Consider the following 19,728-nt stretch of genomic DNA (forward strand, 5'->3'; position numbering starts at 1 on the left):
GAAGAATAGTTGTTTGAATTACCACTCAAATCCAGTCGGTCTGCTATTCACAGGGGCGCAATTAAAACGCTTATAGCGTTTGAAGGCAAGAAGGGATCCAAAAACCAGATTGATCTCCTTAAATTAGACTTAAAATCAGTGGATTTGTTTATACATTAGAAAATTGTATGGTTTTTTGTGTGGTTAAAATATCACCAATTAAGCTTTTTTGATTTACATGTGGGCAAAAAAAACACAGGCCAGCAAGCTGACCTGTGGAAAGTTATTTTGACACTATTCAGCGATAAACGGGTTTTGCAGGGTAGATAAGCGATATCGTCATCCACCATTTGCGCCAGTTGTTACAGAGAGAAGTGTCGGATGACGCTTCGCTTATCCGATCTACGAAAAACTTGTCATCAGTGTCATAACTTACGCGGCTTACAGCACTTTATCGTTAACGATTAAACGCTCAGGCAACACAAAGGAAAACGTGGAACCTTTCCCTGGCTGGCTTTCGATATTCAGACGCGCATCGTGATGGCTTAACGCATGTTTCACTATTGCCAGGCCTAACCCACTACCACCTGTTTGCCTTGAACGCGCTTTATCCACTCGATAGAACCGCTCGGTCAGGCGTGGGATATGTTCCGCAGAAATACCAGGACCAGTATCTGCCACGCTAAAGCCCACACCACCCGCGACCCGTTTCCAGCTCACGGTAATTTGCGTCCCTTCCGGCGTATGGTTTACCGCGTTGTACACCAGGTTTGAAATCGCGCTACGTAGCTGTTCTTCATTACCGAAGACTTTGAGTGAGGGATCAATATCGAACTTTAGCGTCTGCCTTTGCTGACTCAGGGTTTGCGCTTCTCGCTCCACCACACGCAGCATCAGTGGCACATCAATCTTTTCATTGAGCACCATTGCCGGTGCCGCTTCAATTTTAGATAGCGTCAAAAGCTGTTTCACCAGACCTTCCATCCGCGAAGTTTGCTCGCGCATGGTGCCCAGAGCCTTGTCGCGCAGAGGCCCTTCAAGCGCCTGATCCTGCATCATCTCCAGATAACCTTGCAGTACCGTCAACGGAGTACGCAGTTCATGGCTAACGTTGGCAAAAAAGTTACGTCGCGCCCCTTCCAGTTGGTGCATCTGCGTGACATCACGTGCCACCATCAGCCACTGCTCGTCGCTGTATGGCATCACACGGAATTCCAGATGACGGCCATTGTTAAGCACCAGCGTCAACGGCCGGGCGAAATCTTTTTGCGTCAAATAGCGGGTAAATTCAGGGTAACGCAGCAAGTTAAGGATGTTCTGCCCGTTATCGTCCGGCCAGCGTAACCCCAGCAACTGTTGGGCCAGCCCGTTACACCAAAAAATGGTCCCTTCTTCGGTAGTCAGCACTACCGCATCGGGCAGTGATTCCGCGCCGCTGCGAAAGCGTTTGATTAAATTGCCTAATTCTTTACGGCGTTTTTTATTACGCAGCTGCATTTGATGAAGACCGTATAACAACGGATCCCAGCTCCCGCGACCAGGGGGCGGTGTCATACTGCGATCAACCCACAACCACCACGACAAACGAAGCAAATTCCAGAAATGCCAAACCAGCAGTCCTGTGACCGCCAGTAATAAAAACCAGGGTAAATAGCCAAAAATAAGGCCCAAGATGACAGCAGGTAAGCAACAGAGCAGCAGCTCCATCACCAACCTTTTCCATGACAGCCGTTCCAGCACGCGTCACTCTCCTGATAAGGAACTAAAAGCGGGTTGAGAACCGATAACCCGTACCGCGTACTGTTTGTACCATTCGATCATGCCCGCTATGCTCGAGCGCTTTACGCAACCGCCTGATATGTACGTCCACTGTTCTGTCTTCGACATACACATTGGTGCCCCATACATGGTTAAGCAACTGTTCACGGCTATATACCCGTTCCGGATGCGTCATAAAGAAGTGTAATAACTTAAATTCAGTTGGGCCCATGTCCAGCGGGTTTTCACCGGTCATCACGCGATGCGATGAAGGGTCAAGGCTCAGCCCGTGCATCTCAATAACCTCTTCCACCGCCATCGGAGAGATTCGGCGCATCACAGCTTTAATGCGCGCCACCAGCTCCTTCGGTGAAAACGGCTTGGTAATATAGTCATCGGCACCAACTTCCAGGCCACGCACGCGATCTTCTTCTTCACCTCGTGCTGTCAGCATCATTACCGGGATTTCCCGCGTCAATGCTTCACGCTTCAGGTGCTTGATAAACTGAATACCCGAGCCGCCTGGCAACATCCAGTCCAGTAAAATCAGGTCCGGGAAGGGTTCGATAAGCAGATTCACTGCACTGTCATAATCTTCCGCTTCTACAGGCTGAAAACCGTTTTGCTCAAGCACAAAGCTCACCATTTCACGGATTGGAGCTTCATCTTCTACGACTAAAATACGCTTCGCCATGATTCGCCCTGCTCAAGGAATAATTATAGTTGTTTCAATGCGGCGCCATTATGCGTCAGATTTATGACAGATTTATGAAAAACATGACTGTTTAGTGACTCATCAATTTGATTTATGACACAGAGACCTATGCCGTTTTCCGCCTCGCCCCCTTATAATCGAGGCCTCGCTTTTAAGCCACCGGACAGGTTATGCGCATAATTCACACATCAGACTGGCACCTTGGTCAAAATTTTTATACCAAAAGCCGCGGGCCGGAGCATCAGGCTTTTCTTGAATGGCTGCTGAAAGCTGCCGTTGAACATGATGTGGATGCAATAATCGTCGCGGGCGATATTTTTGATACTGGCTCGCCACCAAGCTATGCGCGAGAACTGTATAACCGCTTTGTGGTGCAACTCCAGTCTACCGGCTGCTCACTGGTGGTGCTCGCCGGTAACCATGACTCAGTTGCCACATTGAACGAGTCCCGTGAACTGATGGCGTGTCTTAACACTTATGTCGTCGCCAGCGCACGCCACGATACCAGCCAGCAGGCAATTGTGCTGAATACGAAAGATGGCGCGCCTGGCGCTATTCTCTGCCCCATTCCCTTTCTGCGGCCACGCGATATTCAAAACAGTCTGGCGGGTTTATCCGGCCATGAAAAGCAGCGTTCATTAATGGAAGCGATCGGTGAACATTATCAGCAGTGTTTTAGCGCCGCTTGCGTTCTGCGCGCTGACGCGCAGTTGCCAATTATCGCCACCGGGCATTTAACCACCGTCGGCGTGACGAAAAGTGACGCCGTGCGTGACATCTATATTGGCACACTCGACGCTTTCCCGGCGCAGCATTTCCCGGATGCCGATTACATTGCCCTGGGCCATATTCACCGTGCGCAATTAATTGGTGGCACCGAACATATCCGCTACAGCGGCTCACCAATACCGTTAAGTTTTGACGAAACCGGTAAGACCAAAAGTGTTTATCTGGTTGAATTTTCAGAAGGTAAACTTCATGAAGTCACCCCACTTACGGTACCAGTTAGCCAGCCGCTGGCGGTGATCAAAGGTTCGCTGAACGAAATTGAACAGCAGCTTGAACAATGGCGCGATGCACCGACAGAACCCAAAGTGTGGCTGGATATTGAAATCGCCACCGATGAATATCTGCATGATATGCAGCGCCATATTCAACAGCTAACCGAAACGCTGCCTGTTGAAGTGGTTTTGCTGCGCCGTAGCCGTGAGCAGCGCGAGCGTGTTATTGCTCAACAACATAAAGAAACCCTAAGTGAATTGACGGTTGAAGAGGTTTTTGAACGCCGCCTGGTTCAGGAAGAAACCACTGAAGAACGCGCAAAACGCCTGCGCACTCTGTTTGCCCAAACGGTCGCCAGCCTGCATGACGCGGAGGAACAAGCATGAAAATCCTCAGTCTGCGATTGAAAAACCTCAACTCCCTGAAAGGGGAATGGAAAATTGATTTCACCCGCGAGCCTTTCGCCAGCAATGGTTTGTTTGCCATCACCGGGCCAACAGGAGCGGGTAAAACTACGCTACTTGATGCTGTCTGCCTCGCGCTTTATCACAAAACGCCACGTCTCAACACGGTCTCGCAATCACAGAATGACCTGATGACCCGCGACACTGCCGAGTGTCTGGCGGAAGTGGAATTTGAAGTAAAAGGTGTTGCCTACCGCGCATTCTGGAGCCAGAACCGGGCGCGTAATGCGGCCAACGGCAATCTGCAAGCCCCGCGCGTTGAGCTGGCTGAAGTAGAAAGCGGCAAGATCATCGCCGATAAAGTGAAAGATAAGCTCGATATCACCGCCAAATTGACCGGACTCGATTACGACCGCTTCACCCGCTCCATGATGCTTTCTCAGGGGCAGTTTGCGGCGTTTTTAAATGCCGACGCCAATGACCGTGCCTCATTGCTTGAAGAACTCACCGGTACTGAAATTTACGGTACAGTTTCTGCGGCGGTGTTCGAAAATCATAAAAATGTACGCAGCCAATTAGAGAACCTGCAAGCGCAGGCAGCAGGTGTAGCACTTCTGGATGAATCCCAGCGCCAGCAGCTTTCAGAGAGTTTGCAGGCACTTACTACAGAAGAAAAAAACCGCCTGGCTGAACAGCAGACACTCCAGCAACACCAGCAATGGCTCAGCCAACTCGACCTGTTGACTCAAAAACACTCGCATGCGGGAACGGCACTGAATGCGGCAACTCGCGCAATCGAAGAAGCAGCGCCGCTTCTCGAAAAACTAACACGAGCCCAGCCCGCAGAAAAACTGCGCCCTGACTGGCAACGCTTGCAGGAATTACAGGCCACGCTGCAAAACACCCGCGTACAAAGCGAAGAAGTGAATACTCGCTTACATCAGGCGACAGTGCGTCGCCAGCAGACCCGGCAGGCCGCCGCAAGCCAGGCAGCAAAACTGGCGCATGAAAACAGCGAGCTGCAAGCCTGGCTGAAAACGCATGACAGGTACCGCCTGTGGGGCGCTGAACTTGCAGGCTGGCGCATGGCATTCAATCAACAACAACGCGATGCCAGCCAGCTACAGACCTTGCAGCGTGATATTGAAACTAGCCAGAAAAAGCTGGAACTGCTGCCAGCCGTTGAGCTTACGCTCACTGCTGATGAAGTGAGTACTCATTTACAAGCAACGATTACCGCGCGCCCTTTGCGCCAGCAGCTTGCTGCTTTACAGCCGCAACTTGCCTCACTTCACAAGCGAAAAATCCAGCAGCAACAAGATATTACTGCGCTTGAAAAACAGATCACTCAAGGCGATGTCGAGCTGGCACTCAAACGCCAGCAATACAAAGAGCGCCGCCAGCATGAAAGTGACCTGGAAAAAGTATGCGAACTGGAAATGCGCATTGTCAGTCTCGAAGCTGAACGCGCCCATTTGCAACCCGATCAACCTTGCCCGCTGTGTGGTTCCACGCAGCATCCGGCAGTGGCGGATTATCAGGCCATACAGCCAGGAGAAAATCAGCAGCGTCTGACGGCACTAAAACGTGAAGTTGCCAGCCTTGCGGAAGCTGGTTTTGCGATGAAAGGCCAACTCGACACGTTGCGTTCACAGCGCGAAAACCTGGTTGTCGCCATCAAAACGCTTGATGAAGAAGAGAAGGCATTACGTCTACGCTGGCAGCAACTGTGCGCCAGCCTGCAACTGGCGCTGAAGCCCGAGGACGACCTCCAGCAGTGGCTGGAAAGCGAAGAAAAACGCGAGCAGCAGCTGCATCAACTCAGCCAACGGATCGTGCTGGAGGAGCAACTCGCTCGGACGCGTCTGCAACACAGCAAACTAGCGGCAGAGGCCGCGGCACAACGAGAAACACTCAATAGCGTGCTCGAAAATGCTGGCCTACAACATCCCGCTCACGGTGAAGAACATAGCTGGCTGGAACAGCGCCAACAGGAATCCCAAAGCTGGCAACAGCGCAATGAACAACTTCCACGTTTACAACAGCAACTAAACGCCCTGGAAAACCTGCTCAATGCGCTGATTGATGATGGCACCACGCCTGCTCCGCTATCCGAAAGCGAACAAATTTCAGCGTTGCAAAACTGGCATAACTTGCACAGCGACTGTATTGCGCTGGAGAGCCAGTGGAAGACGCTGCAACAGCAGTTGCAACAGGAAGAAGCCCGCGTGAGTCAGGCAAATGAGCAGTTCCTGTCCACCCTTGCCGCTAGCCAGTTCGCCGATGCACCGTCATTCCAGGCAGCATTACTCGATGAAAGTGAACGCCAGCAACTTGAGCAGAAAAAACAGCATCTTGAGCAACAGCATCAGCAGCAAACCATTCTTTGCCAGCAAGCTGAGAAAGCGCTCACTGACCATAAAGCGGCTCGCCCAACTACGCTTGCTGACGATGCAGAACTGAGTTTGCTGGACGCACAATTAACGCTGTGTAATCAGCAACTGCGCGAGAACACCACGCAACAAGGACAGATTCAGCAACAGCTTCGCCATGACGCAGAAAATCGCCTACGCCAGCAAGGGCTGATGCAGTCCATCGTCGAGTGCCAGCAGCAAGTTGAAGACTGGGGCTATCTCAATGCGTTAATTGGTTCGAAGGAAGGCGATAAATTCCGTAAGTTTGCCCAGGGGCTAACGCTCGATAATCTGGTGTGGTTGGCGAACAACCAGCTAAACCGTTTGCATGGGCGTTATTTGTTACAACGCAAAGATAGCGAAGCTCTGGAATTGCAGGTGGTCGATACATGGCAGGCCGATGCGGTGCGCGACACTCGCACGCTTTCAGGTGGTGAGAGTTTCCTGGTCAGCCTGGCGCTGGCGCTGGCGTTATCCGACCTGGTGAGCCACAAAACCCGCATCGACTCGCTGTTCCTTGATGAAGGCTTTGGCACGCTGGATGCAGAGACACTGGACACCGCGCTGGATGCGTTAGATACGCTCAATGCCAGCGGCAAAACCATCGGCGTGATAAGCCACGTTGAGGCAATGAAAGAACGTATTCCGGTACAGATTAAGGTGAAGAAGATCAACGGATTGGGTGTTAGCCGCCTGGCTAAGGAGTTTGCTGTCGAGTAATTTTATCGGATGACCCTGCGCTTATCCAACCTACATGTGAGATCTCGTAGGGCAGATAAGCGTAGCGTCATCCGCCAGCTTTTACTTCTCCAGCGGCCACAACCATGCGGCACCGCGCACACCGCTGGAATCGCCGTGCACTGCTTTGCGGATTGGAGTTTCGCATTCGCCACCAAACACCCACGGTTTCACCAACTGTGGCACCGTTTTGTACAAGCGTTCGTTGTTGCTCATGCCGCCGCCTAACACGATCACATCAGGATCGAGAATATTGACGATGTGTGCCAAAGATTTTGCGAGGCGCATTTCATAGCGTGAGATCGCCAGTTCAGCGATCGGATCTTGTTGATCCACCAGATGCATAATCTCATTGCCTTTCAATGAGTTCCCGCTCAGGCGATGGTAGTCGGTGCCGAAACCAGTACCGGAAATAAAGGTTTCGATGCAACCTTGTTTTCCGCAGTAGCAAGGCACTTCTTCACGAAAACGGAGTTCGTCTTCGTCCATCCACGGTAATGGGTTATGGCCCCACTCGCCCGCCGTGCCGTTGCCGCCGATCAGGCTGCGGCCATTAATGGCCACGCCTGCACCACATCCTGTACCAATAATCACGGCAAAAACCATCACCGCACCAGCCGCCGCTCCGTCGATAGCTTCCGAAACCGCCAGGCAGTTGGCATCGTTTGCCAAACGCACTTCGCGCTGGAGCGCATCGCACAAATCTTTATCAAAAGGCTGCCCGTTAAGCCAGGTGGAGTTCGCATTTTTGACCACGCGGGTATAGGGTGAAATCGAACCTGGAATACCCATTCCGACCGTTCCCTTCTCCCCGGTTGCCTCTTCAGCCAGACGCACGAGTTCAACGATAGTTGCGATGGTTTGCTGATAATCATTTTTTGGTGTTGGCAGGCGATGACGAAAAAGTTGCTTTCCGTCGTTCGCCAGAGCGATCACTTCTGTTTTTGTCCCACCCAGGTCGATACCAATGCGCACAGCAACCCCCTCATTTGATTAGTATTATCAATAGAATAGAAGTGTTACGCCGTAAAGACAATGAAACACAGCGCCTGATTCGTTATCATGCCCGCTGCGTTTAACTGACAGTCCGGGAAAAAATCATGCTGTGGTTCAAAAATTTAATGGTTTACCGTTTAAGCCGTGACATCACGCTTTCAGCGGATGACATGGAAAAGCAGTTGGCCGCATTTACTTTTACCCCATGCGGTAGCCAGGACATGGCCAAGACAGGTTGGGTATCGCCAATGGGCTCACACAGCGATTCATTAACCCATGTCGCCAATGGGCAAATTGTGATTTGCGCCCGTAAAGAAGAAAAAATTCTCCCGGCTCCAGTGATTAAACAAGAGCTGGAAGCAAAAATCAGCAGGCTCGAAGCCGAACAAGCTCGCAAGCTGAAAAAGACCGAGAAAGATTCTCTAAAAGATGAAGTGCTGCACTCTTTGCTGCCACGCGCATTCAGCCGTTTTAACCAAACGATGATGTGGATCGATACCGTAAACGGTTTGATCATGGTTGATTGTGCCAGCGCCAAGAAAGCTGAAGATACGTTGGCGCTGCTGCGTAAAAGCCTCGGTTCGCTACCGGTTGTCCCGTTGGCACTGGAAAACCCAATTGAACTGACGCTGACTGAGTGGGTGCGCTCCGGCGATGTTCCTCCAGGCTTTGCGCTGATGGATGAAGCCGAGCTGAAAGCCATTCTCGAAGGTGGTGGTGTGATCCGCTGTAAGCAGCAGGATCTGGTGTGCGATGAAATTGCTGCGCATATCGAAGCCGATAAAGTGGTGACGAAATTAGCTCTGGACTGGCAAGAACGTATTCAGTTCCTGGTTGCCGATGATGGTTCAATTAAGCGTCTGAAGTTTGCCGATACGCTGCGCGACCAAAACGAGGATATTGACCGTGAAGATTTCGGTGCTCGTTTTGATGCAGATTTTATTCTGATGACGGGTGAACTGGCGGCGTTGATTAAGAACCTGGTGGAAGCGTTAGGCGGCGAAGCTCAGCGCTAAAATCTGTTCCCTCTTCCCGACGGGAAGAGGGAAATAAAGACATTATTTATCAGCCAGATAACGGCAAAGATAAGAGGTAGGTTCAGCAACTTGTAAATGGAATTCGCTGTGTCCTGGAACATGGAACACGGTGCCCGCCGCATAGGTTTTCCACTCGGTTTCACCCGGCAGTAACACGTGCAATGCCCCACTAATCACTGTCATTTCTTCTGGTTGGGCGGTCCCGAAAGTGTATTCACCTTCAACCATCACCCCAACACTTGCGCGGCCAGTGCTGCTGCTGGTAAACCCAATAGATTTCACTTTACCGGAAAAGTACTCATTACTTTGAAGCATAACCAGGCCCTTTTTAAAATAGTTGAAAAAACAATATAGAGGGGAACGGAAGAGCCTGTCACGCAAATTATTGACCGTTGTTATGCGAGCAACTCTGACGCTAAGCGCGCAATTAACACGTTCGATAACAATACCGGAACATCGAGTGATTTTTGCAACAAATCACGATGTTTTTGGTGGAAACCCAGACAGTCCAGAACCAGCACATCCGCACCATCTTTAACCAGTTTCTTTCCGGCTTCGATTAAATCCTGCTCGCTTCCATGAATGGGATTCGCCAATTCATACAGCGGCTCGTTTTCCAACAACTGCCATTTTTTATTCTGAAATTTCAGCAATTCAGGAACGGGGATGATGATACCGACTTGATGCCCATCGACAATTGAGGCCACCAGCGGTGGGATAATACGTTCTGGCTCGAGCAAAATACCGTTACGCACGGAGAGATTCGATAAGCGGTGGGTGCTCATCAGCAAAATGACATCGAAGCCCTGATTATCCAGCACTTCAATCACACTCTGCAGCGCCTTCTCAACTTTTTGTTTATCGACATAAACCAGCACGTTGCCGGATAAAAGCGTCAGAAGTGGTTCATTTCCCGGTGTAGGGGAGTATTCAGCCATCACTTCATCGTGAGAGAGGTGGCCCAGTAAACTGAGGTGTCTGATTCTCTCTTCAGAGATGTGATCTGTCAGTAGCGGCAGTATTTCACTGACCGGGACGACGCCGATGGTAATAATTGCCAATGTTTGTTTCATGTTCGTTCCGCCCTTGTCCCATATCAGCCCCTCAATGCTGCGCTGGTACCAATCCTTACAAATGATACTCTGCTGAAGGTCGCTCAATAATTAACCACAAAGCGTAGCAGCATATTTGCAGAGCACCTGCTGGAATATTCAACGAAACGTCAACGACATTGATACAACATCATGGTAATGAATATTTAACAAATGAATTGAGCAAAAGATGTGATTAATCACCAGGTCAATGAATTCACTTAAAAGATGAGGGGATTCTGGCGTCCTTGCCGGGATTTTACGTCTTTCGCGGATCTTCATAACGCTGTTTAGCATCCAGCGCTTCTTGTTCGCTTTCGTGCTCACTAATCAGCGTATCAGGATGGGGATGATCGGCTCGAAGTTGATACCAGGTCACAGTTTTATCTGTCGCACCTTTTTCAACGGCAACTATACGCGCTTCCCGGGGGTATGGAGGATTGCTCGCCATCGCTCTTCCTTTGGAGATGAATGAGCGTTAAGTATAGACAAAAATCAGCTGGCTCGAGCCGTATGCAGTACCGCCAGCACCGCTTCAACAATTTCCGCAGGCGGACGAGTGGCATCAACGACATGGTGTGCAGCCTGGTTGTAAAGCGCTTCACGCGCGGCGAGAACCTCAACGATTTCATCCGTAATAGGTCTGCCAGTGAGCGTTGGACGCTGGCCTTCTTCCGGGAAAGCTTCTAAACGTGATGCCAGGATTTGCGCAGGAGCTCGCAAATAAATGACGACACCATGCTCACGCATAAACTGACGGTTACTTTCGGCCAGAACCATGCCGCCGCCGGTGGCAATAACCGTACCGGGAGCAGTAACACTTTGCAGCGCACCTGATTCACGACGACGAAAACCTTCCCAGCCCTCTTTTTCCACAATATCGGCAACGCTCATTTTGGTGCTGTCTAAAAGGTAATGGTCGGTATCGACAAAGTTACAGCCCAATGCCTGCGCTAATGCAACACCGACGGTTGTTTTGCCACAACCTCGTGCGCCGACTAAATAAATGGGTTGAGTCATCAGTGGCTAATCCTCAGCAGTACGCCAGAGTTGGTAAAAATCTGAGTAGGTAAAAATCCAGAGACTGATGACAAACGTCTTCGTAGGTCGGATAAGCGCAGCGTCATCCGACACAACTGGCGTAAATGGTGGATGACGCTAACGCTTAGCCACCCTACAAAACACATTTATCACCCTTTGTCAGCAATCTGAATCTATAACGTTTTTCGTTACGCGAATCATCATATCAGCAAGCTAGTACGCGGAATAGAATTACATCGGTTTTAGGCGCCTTTTGAACGGCTGGCAACCAGCAGCCACTTTTCCAGTTCGTTGGCAAATAGCTGGCGGTCACGCTGGTTGAGGCTGTCTGGCCCGCCAGTTTGTACACCACTGGCTCGTAAAGTATCCATAAAATCGCGCATCGTCAGGCGTTCCCGGATAGTCGCTGGCGTGTACAGCTCTCCACGAGGGTTCAGTGCAATCGCACCTTTTTCCAGCACGTCAGCGGCCAGAGGAATATCTGCGGTGACGACTAAGTCGCCCTTTTCGCAGCGGCGCACAATTTCGTTATCAGCAACATCAAACCCGCTTGCCACTTGCAGGCTGCGGATATAGCGCGATGGTGGAACTTTTAGCCCCTGGTTGGCAACCAGAGTTACCATCATTTGTGCGCGTTCCGCTGCACGAAACAGTACTTCTTTAATCACTTTTGGACACGCATCAGCATCCACCCAGATTTGCATGACGATTCCTGTGGGTCGGGGTTTATGGTGGCGATCTTGCCGTGCTTTTGCAGAATCGCAAACTTTATCTTTGCTTACGGTTAGCCGAAGCGGCGGAAATCACGTTAAGCTATGCTCATCGTACAACTCAGAAGATGGAGTGAGACTATGGATAAGAAGATTGGTTTTATTGGTTGCGGCAACATGGGGAAAGCCATCCTTGGTGGTCTGATAGCCAGTGGACAGGTGCTTCCTGGTAATATCTGGGTCTACACACCTTCACCCGATAAAGTGCAAGAGTTGCACGATCAATATGGTATTAATGCGGCAGAAAGTGCGCAAGAAGTGGCACAAATTGCAGATATTGTTTTCGGTGCCGTGAAACCAAATGTCATGCTAAAAGTGCTGAGTGAAGTCAATTCCAGCCTGAATAAAGACTCGGTGGTGATTTCCATTGCTGCGGGCGTAACGCTGGATTCTCTGGCTAAAGCACTGGGCCACGATCGCAAAATTATTCGCGCCATGCCCAATACCCCAGCGTTAGTGAATGCGGGTATGACGTCCATCACGCCAAACGCGCTGGCTACTCCCGAAGATATTGCCGATGCGGTTAACATTTTCCGCAGCTTCGGGCTTGCCGAAGTGGTGTCTGAAACCATGATCCATCCGGTTGTGGGGGTTAGCGGCTCTGCACCAGCGTATGTGTTTATGTTTATCGAAGCCATGGCTGATGCCGCTGTGTTAGGGGGGATGCCGCGCAAACAGGCCTATCAATTTGCTGCGCAGGCCGTCATGGGCTCAGCCAAAATGGTACTGGAAACGGGTAAACATCCTGGTGAGTTAAAGGATATGGTGTGCTCGCCAGGCGGCACCACTATTGAAGCCGTGAAGGTTCTGGAAGAAAAAGGGTTCAGAGCTGCAGTGATGGAAGCCATGGTGAAATGTATGGCGAAATCAGAACACTTGGGCAAATCATAATTTTGTTACCCTCTCCTGTTTCCGGGAGGGGGTTTTAAGCTGCAATATCGGCCACTTCAGTACGGCTGCGCCCCAGGTTTTTAGCTTTATACAACGCAACATCTGCCGCTTTCAACCATTCGCGATAGCTCACCATGCTGTGATCAAACTCTGCCACACCGACACTGATACGCAGTGAGATATGCGGTGCATGCGGTAAACGAAACTCATCAAGATAGTCACGTACACGAGCCATGGCCTGTATCGCGCTATCTTGCGCCGTGCCTGACATAATCACGCCAAATTCGTCACCGCCGAAGCGTCCGACAACATCTGTAATGCGCAAAGTGAGCTGCAAATGCTCTGTAATGGCCAGAATCGCCTCATCACCTACATCATGGCCGCATGAATCATTAATTGATTTAAAGTGGTCAATATCAATCAAAATCAAGGTGGCACTGCGATGATAGCGCTGGCAGTTGTCATATTCACCGTGCAGCAGATGTTCCCAGTGACGACGGTTATATACGCCGGTCATGCCATCACGAGTGCTCATGTGCATTAAGCGCCGTTTATGCTCGGAAAGTTTTAGCGCGGTTCGGTAACTGACCAGTCCAAAGTAAGTAGGGTAAATCAACAAAAACGGCAAGCAAATCCAGACCTGAGATGGCATGGTTTCTAGATTAAGGGGTATTAGGAACATACCTAGCGTCAACAGGCAACTCAGCACTATAAAGCCCAAGCCGTTGAAAAACAGTTTCAATCCACCGCAACCGACATTGTTCATGCATATCATCGCGAGGATTAATGCTGATGGGAGTGCATTCATTCCCATCACCCCAATCCATACGCCGCCCATTAACGAATCAATCATTAAATTACGGGTTTCTGCCCGGGCTGGGTCAGGTGCGCGATCGGCCATTTGCCATGCTAAGTGCGGCCAGATATAGCCATAGGCGATAAGTAACAACCACCACCACCCCGATACTGGCTGCATCACCAATACCGAGGCGACACAGAAAAAACCGGTCCCTAACCCAATAGTTCTCGGTATGTAAAGGCGGCGGGCAAACCGCCTTCCCGAACGATGTCGATCCTCATCGAGGTATGTTGAACCGTCCATAAGCCCCCCAGGAATCCATCTACCAGAATTGTGATCATTAATCATGATATTTAGGAATATTCTGAAACATTTGCCGTAATTATAGAAAGCATGCTTTGGGGGAAAGTATGATTTTTAGGGTGAGCCAGCGGAGCGTCTCACCCATTTAGCTTATTTAGGCTGTTTTTTCAGGCAATTATCCATGAAGGTTTTTCGCACATCACCGGATAAGGTTTGTCGCCCCGCTTGCGCATTACACTCTTTCATCTTCTGTTGTTGCGGGGTCAGGCTTTTATCTGCGGGGGGCGACTCGCTATTTTTTAAGCAGTTGCTCATGTAGGTTTTGCGTTCATCCCCTTTTAAGATTTGTGCGGTGGCTTTTTGATTACACGTCGTCATACGCTGTTGCTGCGGCGTCAGCGCTTTGTCTGCCGCCCCCGCAGAACCAACAATACCTGCCAATAAAGCGAACATTAATACCGTTTTCATAGCACCACCCTTTTTAATGTGATGCTTTAATTTTGGTCTGTAGAGTGCGAAAAGGCGAACTGCCGGACGCAGGTATTCTGCCGCTTCGTCCGTTATCGAAACTCTGCTATGAGGAATAATGGAGAAATAAAAACGATGAGTACAACTTAATTACCCTTATTAACTATTAAGGGTATTAATAATAAAAAACCAGACAGAAAAAAGAGTAATACCGAAATTCAAACTGATGGGCGATTCAGAAGTCGGATTAAATATTTCTTCAATAGATCAGTGTCATAAGATGTGACTGTATCACTGGGTTTGACATTGGCTAAAGAGTCTTCAATGCTAGATGTTATTGCCTGCTGATCCTGGTGCCCCATGCGGTGGAGAATGGCAGTAACGACTATTTCAAGGGCTTCTATCTGTGCAACAAACTCTTTTGACTCTTCTTCTTTTTCGGCGAGTCTGGTCAGTAACTCAGAAATGAGGTTTCTCATCATAATTATCCCAAAGGATTTGAAACCTGACGTTATCATTCTGTTTTCATGTTGCCTAGAGGGAGTAGCGACTATTTTTACATGGATTAACAAATTTGTGTTGGAGCGCAAAAACATCTTATAGATGACAACTTAAAAATATCATCATGCAGTTATTTCAGATCTAAAATTAACAACATAGTTTGTGGTTGATGTAATTTTGCTTGGTTTTTGTCCCTTTTAAAAGGGGTAATACCTTGCAGAAACTTTAAAGATTAAGGCAGCATCTGATTTCGCATGGCATCTTGCTGCCTTTTACGCCTTAACATCACGGCCAACTGCCATACATTAAGTAACACCACCAACGCCGTAGCAATAAATACCCAGCGATACCCCGCCATGGCAGATACACCCGCACCAATTAAGGGGCCAATCACATTCCCCAGATACATAAACGACTGGTTATATCCAAAAATCCGCCCGGTCACCTGGTCACTGCAATACTTCACTAACAACGTTTGAACCGCTGGTAGCATCGCGCCATCGGCAAATCCCAGTAAAAAACGTAATACGGCTAATTGCATAGGCGAGGTCACCCATGACATAGCAAAAAATAATAGGACTGAAATAATCAACGTTGCCATTAATACACGGGCAGTGCCAATTCTGTCACCCAACTTACCTAATCGTGGGGCCGAAATAAGAGCCGAGATACCGGGAACTGCCGCAATAAAACCACTGATAAAAGCGATATTGTTACTTTCAGGAGAAAGCTGTTTGATAAACAGAGTGAGTATTGGTCCCACCGAACCATTACAAAGCTGAATGACCATGGTGGTGACAAACAAACTCATCATTAATTTAGGATAAGGAAGTGAAGCAAACACGGCTTTGCCTGACAAACGGTCGGATTTACTTATTACAGGTCGTGCACCTTCTTTAATCAGGAATAATGTCACTAAAAAACTGACCATTAACAACGCCGCGGTGACATAAAAGACCATTCTTAAACCAAGGGTATCGGCCATATATCCACCCAATAATGGGCCAACAATAACCCCACTAATTTGCGCGGTTGAAAGAGTACTTAATGCCCAGCCGCTACGTTCCCGAGGGACTTGAGAGGCCACTAACGCCATCGCATTGGGGATATAGCCAGAGGTGAGCCCCATGATGGCGCGTAGAATAAAAAGTTGCCAGACGTTGGTGGCAAACGCCTGTAATAAAATGGCGACAGCCATCCCCAGTGATGCCCGCAGCAGCATTAATTTCCGCCCCTTGCGATCGGCAAGACTACCCCACATTGGCGATACAATAGCGGAAACCAGAAACGTCACGCTGAAGGTCAGCCCTGACCACATAGACAATGCTTGATGGGACGTTACGCCGAGTTGTTCAACATACAGCGGCAAAAACGGCAGAATTTGGCTAATGGCTAATCCGGTAAAAAAACACCCGAACCATACCGAGATAATATTGACCTTCCAGGATTCCATACCGTGCACATTTTATAAGTGAGATAAAAAAGAATAGCGAAGAATGTGAACTTTATCATACAAATTGATTTTATCGAGCCGAGTTGTTGCCCGGTATTTTCACTGCCAAGCCCTAATAACATGCAATATTGATTACGTAATAATCATTATAGAAATTGCGTTGTTTTAAGCTGCAGGAAGCACATGAATCCTCGCAATGAGCGTGGTATGTTGTCCGCCTTTGCACAGTTTAAGGATGGGTTTAGGCATGGCAAAACTGCGGGTGGGTATCGTGTTTGGTGGCAAGTCAGCAGAACACGAAGTGTCGCTGCAGTCAGCGAAAAATATTGTCGACGCCATTGATAAATCAAAGTTTGAAGTGGTGTTGCTGGGAATTGATAAACAAGGCCAGTGGCATGTCAATGATGCGTCGAACTATCTGTTAAACGCAGAAAATCCGGCATTGATCGCCCTGAATCGCTCCGGAACAAATGTCGCCGTGGTGCCTGGTCAAACCCAGAACCAACTGATTGAATCCTCCTCTGCGCAGTTTTTAGCCCCGGTGGATGTGATTTTCCCAATCGTTCATGGAACGCTGGGCGAAGATGGCTCCCTGCAAGGGATGCTGCGCATGGCTAACTTACCGTTTGTCGGTTCTGGTGTGTTGGGTTCCGCCGTAAGCATGGATAAAGACGTGACGAAACGTCTGCTGCGAGATGCCGGGCTGAACATCGCTCCGTTTATCACACTGACCCGAGCGAACCGTAACAAAACTAGCTTTGCCGAAATCCAGGCTAAACTCGGCCTGCCGCTGTTTATTAAACCTGCTAATCAGGGTTCATCCGTCGGTGTCAGTAAAGTCAGCTCCGCTGAGCAGTACGAAACGGCAGTGGCATTAGCTTTCGAATTTGATAGTAAAGTCGTGGTGGAAACTGGTATTAAAGGCCGCGAGATTGAATGTGCGGTGTTGGGTAACGATGAACCACGAGCCAGCACTTGCGGTGAAGTGGTTGTTAACAGCGATTTCTACTCTTACGACACCAAATATATTGATGATAAAGGCGCGCAAGTTGTGGTACCTGCGGCGATCGAGGCTGATATCAACGATAAAATCCGTGAAATTGCGGTACGTGCTTATCAGACGTTGGAATGCAGTGGGATGGCGCGGGTGGATGTGTTCCTGACCGCTGATAATGAAGTTATTATCAATGAGATCAACACGCTGCCTGGCTTTACCAACATCAGCATGTATCCAAAACTCTGGCAAGCAAGCGGCTTAGATTACCAAACGTTGATTACGCGTTTGATTGAGTTGGCTCTTGAGCGCCACCAGCAAGATAGCGCTCTGAAAAGTTCGATTACAGCTTAAGTTCTACTCTTTCGCTGCCGCCGGTTCTTCTGGTTCTGGACGGCGGCGAATGATTAACCCAGCCAACCAGAAGCAAATTACCCACGTCACCAACCCGACTGCATAGTTCTGCCAGCCTTCGGTTTTAAATCCCAGCAAGCCAATCACACCATTCAAAATAAAGATCATGCCAATCGCTACGGCGTAATAGTGCCAGTCACGGCGCATTTTTAAAGACAATGTTTTCGCAGACATGGTGCAACCCGTCAGGACAAAAAAGAGGACTTATTGTGGCATAGCCTGCGGCGATAAACCGCACGTTGATGCGGGCTAAACAGCATAATGTTACGAAAATTTCACCTAAGTTACGAATATGTGATCTCAGACATATAATCGCAAACCAGGACTATTCCGCCCCCTAAATTACCAACAATCTGATATTGACAAACAATATGACCTGCCAAACTCAGCGCAATTGATTTATCAGGCCGATGCCTGAATCGTTTTACTGTTGCATGGGAGGTCGTGATGACTGATATAAGTTTGTCGAAACAGGTTGTTCCGGTAGGCCTTGTTTCAACAACGAAAACAGAGAGATCTACCCGGAGTAATCTGGCTTATGCCGCATTCATTTTGTTCTGCTTCTGGGTGGGGGCGCAAATCCTGAGTTTGATGGTTCACGCCCCTGGCGTACTTGAACATCTCGCCCAGGGTAATGATGCCTCGCGCCCGCGCATTGAAATGGGTTTTGCAGTTAGCACTGTTTTTGGTCTGGTCCCCTTTCTTGCAGGCTGTGCATTAGTCGGAGTCATTTGCCTGGCGCTGAAATTCCATCAACGCCATTATTTTTAAACCTGTTTTGGCGGATAACATTTTGTTTATCCGCCTGCGAATTCCGACTTACAATTTCATACACGCAGCACGCCGCTCATCCACTCGCTTAGCAAACCAGGCTGTCGTCAAATTACGGGTGATTTTTGGACTTTCGAGCGTAATGCCTGGCAACATTTCTCGTGGCAACTTCTTACCGGTTTTCTTCTCCGCTATCGCATAAACCTGCTGATATAAATCAGTTTTCTCAAAGTCGATGCTGTCGCCTTTTTGCAGTGCACGGTGAATCTGGCTTTCACTCATATCAAGTGTTTTCGCCAGCTTCCTGACAGCCAGTTCGGTGTTGCCTGCTTTATCGGTGTTATACAAAATTAAGTCGCCATCCAGCGCCAGTTTTACACCGCTGGCCTTGCTGACGGCGCTCTGGAATGCGGCGTTGCGACTGGCGTACCATCCGGCGTTGAAATCCGCAAAACGGTAAAGTGGCTGGGTGTAATTCGCTGGGTAATTCAGTAAATGATAAGTGCCAAACCACAAGCCACCACGACGCGTGAACACTTCCTGCCGCACGGTGCCATCCATTTTCCATGGATAGCCGTTGGTGCGCTGTTCAGCAAAAGCGATACTCACCTGCATTGGGCCGCCGGTATGAACCGGGTTCAGATTGCCGAATAATTTCTGCCCCATCGGCACCATATCGATGAAATCATCAAAAATAGCGCTCAACTGCCCTTCCGTTTTCACGTTATCCAGACGTTCACTGTAGCTCTTGCCATTCGGCGATTTGATTAACAGCGCGGTGTGAACCAGGAACACTGGAATATGCATTTTCTCGGCGCGACGGTCGATTTCCTTCCAGGCAATTTTATTCAGATTTGGCACGGTCGGGTCGGCAACCAGATTGGATTCTTGCTGCGCTACCGCCAAAACCGAGCAGATATTTTCCTCGCTTGGCGCAATATCCTGGCTCTTAAAAGTGCTCGCTAAATCTTTCGCCCAGTTGTTACGGTCTTTTACGCTAGCAGGGATTTTCTGCTTTACCACCGTTTCGACATCAACCGGCTTTGCGGTTTCTGAAACAGAAGGCGTGGTTTTAGTGGTACAACCCGCCAGCACCAAAATGGCGCCGAGGCTGAGTGCAAAAAGTCCTTGTTGCCTGCTTAAAGTCACTATAGTCATAACGTTCCGTTGTAATTGTTTTGTAAGGCTG

At 49.2% G+C, this 19,728-nt stretch carries 20 protein-coding genes; 6 read left to right on the forward strand and 14 right to left on the reverse strand.

All coding sequences use genetic code 11. From position 1 onward, the window contains the following. Positions 1-420: 420 nt before the first annotated feature. Both phoR and phoB read right to left on the reverse strand, forming a co-directional pair. On the reverse strand, positions 421-1,719 hold the full coding sequence (phoR, locus tag MNO13_RS19235; protein ID WP_064549211.1) for a phosphate regulon sensor histidine kinase PhoR: 1,299 nt from the start codon (positions 1,717-1,719) through the stop codon (positions 421-423). Positions 1,720-1,741: 22 nt separating this feature from the next. Next, positions 1,742-2,431: a phosphate response regulator transcription factor PhoB gene (gene phoB, locus MNO13_RS19240; RefSeq protein WP_064549213.1), complete on the reverse strand. Its 690-nt coding sequence runs from the start codon at positions 2,429-2,431 to the stop codon at positions 1,742-1,744. Between the two features lie 191 nt (positions 2,432-2,622). Between phoB and sbcD the strand changes: the two genes are divergently transcribed. After that, positions 2,623-3,840, forward strand: coding sequence for an exonuclease subunit SbcD (gene sbcD / locus MNO13_RS19245; RefSeq protein WP_064549215.1), 1,218 nt, complete (start codon positions 2,623-2,625; stop codon positions 3,838-3,840). Further along, on the forward strand, positions 3,837-6,992 hold the full coding sequence (gene sbcC, locus MNO13_RS19250) for an exonuclease subunit SbcC (RefSeq protein ID WP_121814238.1): 3,156 nt from the start codon (positions 3,837-3,839) through the stop codon (positions 6,990-6,992). The genes sbcD and sbcC overlap by 4 nt, the downstream gene beginning before the upstream one ends. 81 nt (positions 6,993-7,073) lie before the next feature. On the opposite strand, the gene mak is transcribed toward sbcC, so the two are convergent. Further along, positions 7,074-7,985, reverse strand: a complete 912-nt coding sequence (gene mak, locus MNO13_RS19255; RefSeq protein WP_241939151.1) for a fructokinase — start codon at positions 7,983-7,985, stop codon at positions 7,074-7,076. A 125-nt stretch (positions 7,986-8,110) separates the two neighbouring features. Here mak and rdgC point away from each other — a divergent pair, with 125 nt between their 5' ends. Further along, positions 8,111-9,022, forward strand: coding sequence for a recombination-associated protein RdgC (gene rdgC, locus MNO13_RS19260; protein WP_064549221.1), 912 nt, complete (start codon positions 8,111-8,113; stop codon positions 9,020-9,022). A gap of 42 nt (positions 9,023-9,064) precedes the next feature. Here the strand turns inward: rdgC and ppnP are convergent, their stop codons facing one another. From ppnP to MNO13_RS19285, 5 genes are all read right to left on the reverse strand, one after another. Further along, positions 9,065-9,358, reverse strand: a complete 294-nt coding sequence (ppnP, locus tag MNO13_RS19265) for a pyrimidine/purine nucleoside phosphorylase (protein ID WP_034457894.1) — start codon at positions 9,356-9,358, stop codon at positions 9,065-9,067. 80 nt (positions 9,359-9,438) lie between these two features. Next, positions 9,439-10,116: an AroM family protein gene (locus tag MNO13_RS19270; protein WP_121814239.1), complete on the reverse strand. Its 678-nt coding sequence runs from the start codon at positions 10,114-10,116 to the stop codon at positions 9,439-9,441. A gap of 277 nt (positions 10,117-10,393) precedes the next feature. Continuing rightward, positions 10,394-10,585 carry a YaiA family protein gene (locus tag MNO13_RS19275; RefSeq protein ID WP_121814240.1) on the reverse strand — a complete coding sequence of 64 codons (192 nt, stop codon included), beginning with the start codon at positions 10,583-10,585 and terminating at the stop codon, positions 10,394-10,396. Positions 10,586-10,629: 44 nt separating this feature from the next. Beyond that, positions 10,630-11,154 carry a shikimate kinase AroL gene (gene aroL, locus MNO13_RS19280; protein WP_121814241.1) on the reverse strand — a complete coding sequence of 175 codons (525 nt, stop codon included), beginning with the start codon at positions 11,152-11,154 and terminating at the stop codon, positions 10,630-10,632. A 263-nt stretch (positions 11,155-11,417) separates the two neighbouring features. Then, entirely contained in the window at positions 11,418-11,879 is a 462-nt protein-coding gene (locus MNO13_RS19285; RefSeq protein ID WP_121814242.1) for a YaiI/YqxD family protein, read from the reverse strand. Between the two features lie 147 nt (positions 11,880-12,026). Here MNO13_RS19285 and proC point away from each other — a divergent pair, with 147 nt between their 5' ends. Next, entirely contained in the window at positions 12,027-12,836 is an 810-nt protein-coding gene (gene proC, locus MNO13_RS19290; RefSeq protein WP_064549230.1) for a pyrroline-5-carboxylate reductase, read from the forward strand. 34 nt (positions 12,837-12,870) lie between these two features. Here the strand turns inward: proC and adrA are convergent, their stop codons facing one another. The 4 genes from adrA to MNO13_RS19310 form a co-directional block, all read right to left on the reverse strand. Continuing rightward, positions 12,871-13,938 (reverse strand): diguanylate cyclase AdrA, encoded by a 1,068-nt coding sequence (adrA, locus tag MNO13_RS19295; RefSeq protein WP_064549233.1) that lies wholly within the window; start codon positions 13,936-13,938, stop codon positions 12,871-12,873. A 150-nt stretch (positions 13,939-14,088) separates the two neighbouring features. Next, the gene (locus tag MNO13_RS19300; protein ID WP_064549236.1) at positions 14,089-14,406 is read right to left on the reverse strand and encodes a PsiF family protein; all 318 of its coding nucleotides are present in this window, start codon (positions 14,404-14,406) and stop codon (positions 14,089-14,091) included. A gap of 218 nt (positions 14,407-14,624) precedes the next feature. Beyond that, positions 14,625-14,885 carry an anti-adapter protein IraP gene (gene iraP / locus MNO13_RS19305; protein ID WP_064549344.1) on the reverse strand — a complete coding sequence of 87 codons (261 nt, stop codon included), beginning with the start codon at positions 14,883-14,885 and terminating at the stop codon, positions 14,625-14,627. A 254-nt stretch (positions 14,886-15,139) separates the two neighbouring features. Further along, the gene (locus MNO13_RS19310; RefSeq protein WP_064549239.1) at positions 15,140-16,360 is read right to left on the reverse strand and encodes a multidrug efflux MFS transporter; all 1,221 of its coding nucleotides are present in this window, start codon (positions 16,358-16,360) and stop codon (positions 15,140-15,142) included. Positions 16,361-16,607: 247 nt separating this feature from the next. Here MNO13_RS19310 and ddlA point away from each other — a divergent pair, with 247 nt between their 5' ends. Continuing rightward, positions 16,608-17,708 carry a D-alanine--D-alanine ligase gene (gene ddlA, locus MNO13_RS19315; RefSeq protein ID WP_121814243.1) on the forward strand — a complete coding sequence of 367 codons (1,101 nt, stop codon included), beginning with the start codon at positions 16,608-16,610 and terminating at the stop codon, positions 17,706-17,708. A gap of 3 nt (positions 17,709-17,711) precedes the next feature. On the opposite strand, the gene MNO13_RS19320 is transcribed toward ddlA, so the two are convergent. Next, positions 17,712-17,942 carry a DUF2754 family protein gene (locus MNO13_RS19320; RefSeq protein WP_064549245.1) on the reverse strand — a complete coding sequence of 77 codons (231 nt, stop codon included), beginning with the start codon at positions 17,940-17,942 and terminating at the stop codon, positions 17,712-17,714. Between the two features lie 273 nt (positions 17,943-18,215). On the opposite strand from MNO13_RS19320, the gene MNO13_RS19325 reads away from it, so the two are divergent. Continuing rightward, positions 18,216-18,539 (forward strand): DUF2755 family protein, encoded by a 324-nt coding sequence (locus MNO13_RS19325; RefSeq protein WP_064549248.1) that lies wholly within the window; start codon positions 18,216-18,218, stop codon positions 18,537-18,539. A 48-nt stretch (positions 18,540-18,587) separates the two neighbouring features. Here MNO13_RS19325 and MNO13_RS19330 read toward each other — a convergent pair whose 3' ends face one another. After that, positions 18,588-19,697, reverse strand: a complete 1,110-nt coding sequence (locus tag MNO13_RS19330; RefSeq protein ID WP_232886181.1) for a DUF1615 domain-containing protein — start codon at positions 19,695-19,697, stop codon at positions 18,588-18,590. Positions 19,698-19,728: the final 31 nt, after the last annotated feature.

Source organism: Buttiauxella ferragutiae (assembly GCF_022637515.1).
Taxonomy (GTDB): Bacteria; Pseudomonadota; Gammaproteobacteria; order Enterobacterales; family Enterobacteriaceae; genus Buttiauxella; species Buttiauxella ferragutiae.